Origin of the sequence: uncultured Agrococcus sp. (assembly GCF_945915485.1) — a bacterium.
GTDB lineage: Bacteria > Actinomycetota > Actinomycetes > Actinomycetales > Microbacteriaceae > Agrococcus.
The window spans coordinates 1-3,239 of record NZ_CAMEFJ010000156.1; the positions used below are offsets into that span (position 1 = coordinate 1).

A 3,239-nucleotide genomic window follows, 5' to 3' on the forward strand; every position below is an offset into this window, starting at 1 on the left:
GCAGGGTTGCAATCTCCGCGCGCAACCGCGTCGAGCCGATCGGGTTTCCCTGTTCTGGACGGCTCGGTGGATCACATTGTCACTGACGAATTGGTCGCTACCTACCGGGATGACGATCCACCCGCTGGCGATGCTGCTTGATGTCAATGTCCTGCTCGCCTTGACGTGGCGGCAGCACATTCATCACGAAATCGCTCATGAGCGGTTCGCGGACCTCGACTCCTGGAGCACGTGTTCCGTTACAGAGTCCGGACTTCTGCGATTGTTATTGACCGAGGCGGTCGTGGGGAGGAGGCTGCGCGGACGCGAAGCTCTTGACCAGCTGGCGGCTATTCGCAAGGTACCGAACTGGTCGTTCCTGCCGGACGCGACATCCCTCGCGGAAGAACGGGTCGACACGCGAGTACTCATCGGTCGACGGCAAGTGACCGGCCTCCACCTCGTCAATCTTGCGGCACACCACGATGTGCAACTTGCGACATTCGACGCTTCGCTCAAGTCTTCGCTCGTTCCCGCCGATCAGCGGTGGGTTACAGTCTGGAGTGCGTAAGGAGCGAATGCGGTCGCCACACGAGGTCGACCCCGGTAGGAGGATTCACTGTGCGAATAGCGCTGCTGCAGGTCGAGGCTGAACCGCTCGATGTCAACGCCAACCTCGAGACGTTGCGCGCCGGCGCCGAAGCGGCCCGCGATGCCGGTGCCGAACTCGTCTTGACCCCAGAGCTGTTCATCACCGGCTACGCGCCGGTGGCACTGCGCGACTGGCTGCCGGAGAACGACGTGACGAGCATCCAGCAGCGGGTAGCTCAGGTTGCCGCATCGACCGAAACCGGCATCGTCACCAGCTACCCGCGTCGGCAGGACGACGGATCGATTACGATCTCGGCCGGTTTCTGGGCCGCTGACGGCCGCCAGCTGCTCAGCTACGACAAGGTGCACCTGTGGGGCGAGGAAGAGCGGACGACATTCGCGGCGGCGGACGCACCCGCGCAGGTCGTCGACTGGCGCGGTTGGAACGTCGGTCTGCAGATCTGTTACGACATCGAGTTCGCCGAGCCTGCCCGTCACCTCGCATCCAGGGGTGCGAACCTCGTGCTGGTGCCGACCGCGATCGACAGCACGGCGCACTACGTGCCCGACATTCTCATCCCCGCTCGTGCGGCCGAAAACGGCGTCGTCGTCGCATATGCCGACCATCCTGCATCCGCGCGAGTCGCGGCCGGAGGCGACCCCGTGTCGTTCGCGGGCAACAGCCTCGTCGCGTCATGGGACGGGTCGGTACTCGGCCGGGCAGGCGCCGATTCGCAACTGCTGATCGTCGAACTTCCTAGCCCCGATTCGGTGCCGGGGCCGGAGTCGAACTACCTTCGCGATCGCCGCGGCGAGCTCTACGCCGCGTGGGCAGAATCTGATCTCCCTCGCCGTACTGCTCCTTGAGGATGCGCAGATTAGACCAGGCCTCGACTGACTCGATCTCGTCGGCGGCTCGCAGGCGATCGGTCACCTGGATGAGCCCCTCGTAGTTCTCGGCCGAGAGGGTCGCGATCATGTCGTAGTGGCCGTTCGTGATCGCCAAGAACTCTGGCTGCAATTGCCTCACCAGCCGCAATGCACTCTGCAACGAGCGCCTGGCCTGGAGGCCGACCCCGAGCGACGGGAAGTCGGTCTTGTTGCGCCTGGACGGGATGCCCACGACCTTGACCGCGCCGTGCGCCGTGAGCCGTTCGAACCTGAGGCGTGCCCCGCTGGGAGAGATGCCCGCGGCTTCTCCGAGCGTGCGAAACGAGGCTCTTCCGTCCTGCTGCAGGTGCTGCACGATGGCGTGATCGGCCTCGTCGACCAGAAACCGCGTCGACCCCGTGCGGATGGGCGAATAGAGATTGATGTCGATGCTCTCGTAGACGTGCATCGTCAACGAGCGTACGCCCGGCAGACTCCGCACCCGATCGACGGTTTCCCGCAGGTGAGGATCGGGGCCGACCCGAATCTCGGCGTCGATCGCGTAGGCACCCGAGATATCGGCGACGAACGTCGTCTCCACCATCTCGATCAGGGCATCGCGCACCGGACCCATCGGGCCGTCTGTCTTCAGCTGCAGATACGCGAACCGTTCGAGGCCGAGGAGGTCGGGGCTGATCGAAGTCGTGATGCGAAGCTCACCGGAGTCGAGGGCGTCCTGCACGGTTTGCGTCACGATGCGTCGGGTCGTGCCAAGGCGTGACGCGATCCCGGAATAGCTCGCGCGCGCGTTCTCCCGAAGCTCCCGCAGGATGCGCCCGTGGAGCTCTTCGAGCTCGTGCTGGGCCGTCACGCGGCACTCCGCTGCACAAAGTTGTTCGACTGCATAGCAGCAGTTTTACACGATCAGTGGCTACTGAGGTGCCGAATCCTCGTAAAGTGTTACTTATCCGTGCAAATGTGCAGATACGGTGGCTATGCACTGTCTATCTGATTTGCGAATCCGTGTGCGATCCCTAGGCTGTGTGAAGCTACAACCCGGCACTGGATGCACAAGGAGGTTTATCCGCCCATGACACAGCACACTGAACTCGAGCAGGAGCTCGACCGTCGCTTGACGGAGATCGAATCGAACGAGATCGGCGACTCCGTGCACGCGGCACTGAGCGGTCGTAGCATCCTCGTGTTCATTGCCGTGGCGCTCGGCATCGCCGCCGCATCCTGGATCGTGGCAGCGCTGTGAACGAGAAACGCGCTCGCGGTGTCGACCAGGAAGTCGCGAAGGAAGCCACGTACGGTTCGCTGCCGCTCACGAAAGCCGAACGCGTCTGGGGCGCCGGCGATTTCAGCTGGGTGACCATCAGCCTTGCCATCGCCACGTGGGCGTTCATGACAGGCGGCGCAACCGTGCTGCTGGTCGGGTTCACCGACGGCATCGCCGCCATGCTCATCGGCAACAGCATCGGCCTTGCCATCATGGCCTTCGGCAGCGTCGTGCTGAGTCAGCGCATCGGCGTCGAGCAGTATCGGGCGCTGAAATCGGTGTTCGGCATCGTCGGAGTCGGCATCGTCGTCTTCACGATCGTGCTGCTGGTCGAAATGGGCTGGACTTCGTTGCTCGGTGTGCTCTTCGGGCGAGCGTTCACGGAGATCTCGAACCAGGCATTCGGAGCAGAGTTCGACACGTTCGGGCCGTTCGTCACCGTCTTCTCCTTACTCGCGATCGTGATCGGCTGGATCATCCTCTCGCGCGGACCCGTCACGATCAGCAAGCTGAACCG

General features: G+C 63.4%; 4 protein-coding genes and 1 pseudogene. 4 read left to right on the forward strand and 1 reads right to left on the reverse strand.

Translation table 11 applies throughout. The features are described from left to right. Together Q0O95_RS13765 and Q0O95_RS13770 are read left to right on the forward strand one after the other, a co-directional pair. Positions 1 to 550 (forward strand): TA system VapC family ribonuclease toxin (locus tag Q0O95_RS13765; RefSeq protein WP_293699851.1); only part of this gene is annotated, 550 nt, incomplete at its 5' end. 50 nt (positions 551 to 600) lie between these two features. Next, entirely contained in the window at positions 601 to 1,437 is an 837-nt protein-coding gene (locus Q0O95_RS13770; protein WP_293699853.1) for a nitrilase-related carbon-nitrogen hydrolase, read from the forward strand. Here the strand turns inward: Q0O95_RS13770 and Q0O95_RS13775 are convergent. Beyond that, positions 1,328 to 2,311, reverse strand: coding sequence for an Lrp/AsnC family transcriptional regulator (locus Q0O95_RS13775; protein ID WP_293699856.1), 984 nt, complete (start codon positions 2,309 to 2,311; stop codon positions 1,328 to 1,330). The genes Q0O95_RS13770 and Q0O95_RS13775 overlap by 110 nt on opposite strands. A gap of 219 nt (positions 2,312 to 2,530) precedes the next feature. Between Q0O95_RS13775 and Q0O95_RS13780 the strand changes: the two genes are divergently transcribed. Both Q0O95_RS13780 and Q0O95_RS13785 read left to right on the forward strand, forming a co-directional pair. Continuing rightward, positions 2,531 to 2,701 carry a hypothetical protein gene (locus tag Q0O95_RS13780; RefSeq protein ID WP_293699859.1) on the forward strand — a complete coding sequence of 57 codons (171 nt, stop codon included), beginning with the start codon at positions 2,531 to 2,533 and terminating at the stop codon, positions 2,699 to 2,701. Next, positions 2,698 to 3,239, forward strand: a pseudogene (locus Q0O95_RS13785) (hypothetical protein); the annotation flags it as partial. The gene Q0O95_RS13780 and the pseudogene Q0O95_RS13785, both read left to right, overlap by 4 nt.